General features: G+C 50.8%; 1 protein-coding gene. It reads right to left on the bottom strand.

What is annotated here, in order from left to right:
• Positions 1-37: 37 nt before the first annotated feature.
• Positions 38-1,593 (bottom strand): IS3 family transposase gene (locus tag AAEY79_RS14115; RefSeq protein WP_352288836.1). Its coding sequence is split into 2 segments (ribosomal slippage): positions 38-1,140 and positions 1,140-1,593, totalling 1,557 coding nucleotides; the frame shifts between segments, so codons are not numbered across the junction.
• Positions 1,594-1,657 lie beyond the last annotated feature (64 nt).

The raw sequence follows: 1,657 nt of genomic DNA, 5'->3' as shown, positions 1-1,657 counted from the left end.
CGGAGTTTTTCAAGGTAGTTGTCACCATCAAGCCCAATTAAGCAGCTTGTAATCTCATCTTTTCTGGCTCTTTTACAGGATTCAATGTCGTCGGACCCACAGGCTCGCAGTTTCTCACCTCTTGAGACCCCCAACGTATCGGATTTTGAGCTTTAGCTTGCTGCATCGTCTCATAACGTTTGGCTAGTACTCCCTTATCCTCACCCGTATGGCGTTGACTCGGCGTCACAAAGTTAAGCTGGCTGTGCTTATGCTCGTCATTGTACCAGCGTGTGAAGCTTAGCACCCAGTCACGAGCCGCCTCTAAACTCTTAAAACCTTCGGTGGGCCAATTAGGACGATACTTGCAGGTCTTGAACAGCGACTCTGCAAAGGGGTTATCATTACTGACCCTTGGTCTACTGTATGACGTCACAACGCCAAGCTCATAGGCCTTCATGCGCATGGTTTGTGCTTTCATTGGTGCCCCATTGTCCGAATGTAGCACCACACCGCTATGTAGCGCATTCTCACTGATTAAAGTACGCTCAAGCAACTTAGCTGCCAACGTTCCTGACTCGTGGTCATACACCTCCTGACCGACAATCTTACGGCTATAGACATCCTCTATCATATACAGATAGTAGAACTGACCCCGTACAGGACTTGGCAGATAAGTGATGTCCCAGCAGAAGACTTGACCTGGACCTGTTGCAGTAAAGGTTTGTGGTGGCTTTGATGCGCCAGGGGCTAGAGCTCGACCACGATGAGCCAGTTGCTCGTGCTGCTTAAGCACACGGTAAAAGGTGGACTCACAGCCATAGTACACCCCCTCATCTAGCAGGGTCGGTACGATTTGGGTGGGCGGCAGACTGGCAAAGCGCGGCTGATTGCAGACGGCTATAATGGCGGCTTGCTCAGTCGATGTCAGTTTGTTCTTCGGGGCTTGGCGCACGGCGTCAGAACGTAGGTCAGCACTCACTTGACCCGCTTTATACCAGCGCCTGTAGGTGCGTATGCTGATGCCCACCTCAATACAGGCCAGAGTGAGTCTTGCCCCTGTTCCATTGGCTTCTTGGATCCAGTTGATGTACTGCTTGCGCTTTGAAAGTGAGGTCAGTCGTCCTCGTGCTCTTGCCAAAACGCATCCAACTTTTTTCGCAGTACCAGCAAAGCGGCGGTTTCAGCTAAGGCTTTGTCTTTTCTAGCAAGCTCTCGGGTGAGTTGCTTAATCTGCTTGCGATCTGTCTGCTGCTGACGCTTGTCTTTAAGGCTTTGCTGTTTACTGCTACTAAATCCTTGTAAGGCAGAGGCTCGCCAAGCTTTGATTTGTTCGACATAGAGGCCTTTGTTGCGGCAGTATTCACTAAGCTCGCTTTCGCTTAGGGCGGCAGTCTCGATGACGGTGGCAAGTTTGGTGTCACTGGTCCAGTTATCGGGGGTATGGTGGTTGGTGGGCATGGGCTGACCTTGTTCTCTGGCGTGATTGCGCCAATTATACAGGGTCTGTAAGCCGATGCCTTCACTTCTTGAAACTTCGGCTACGCTCATGTTGCTTGGGGGTTGTAGTTTGCTGAGTATGGCTTGTTTACGTTCGTCACTATAACGTGGCATGATTGGTCCTTGTGCCCCCATTTGGATTATTCTTTAGGGGTGACAACTATCCTGCCATAGGGGG

Origin of the sequence: Psychrobacter sp. GW64-MNA-CIBAN-0177 (assembly GCF_040309585.1) — a bacterium.
In the GTDB taxonomy this organism is placed as follows: domain Bacteria; phylum Pseudomonadota; class Gammaproteobacteria; order Pseudomonadales; family Moraxellaceae; genus Psychrobacter; species Psychrobacter okhotskensis.
Note: the sequence above shows the minus strand (reverse complement) of the source record. Positions and strands in the feature narration are given on the sequence as shown.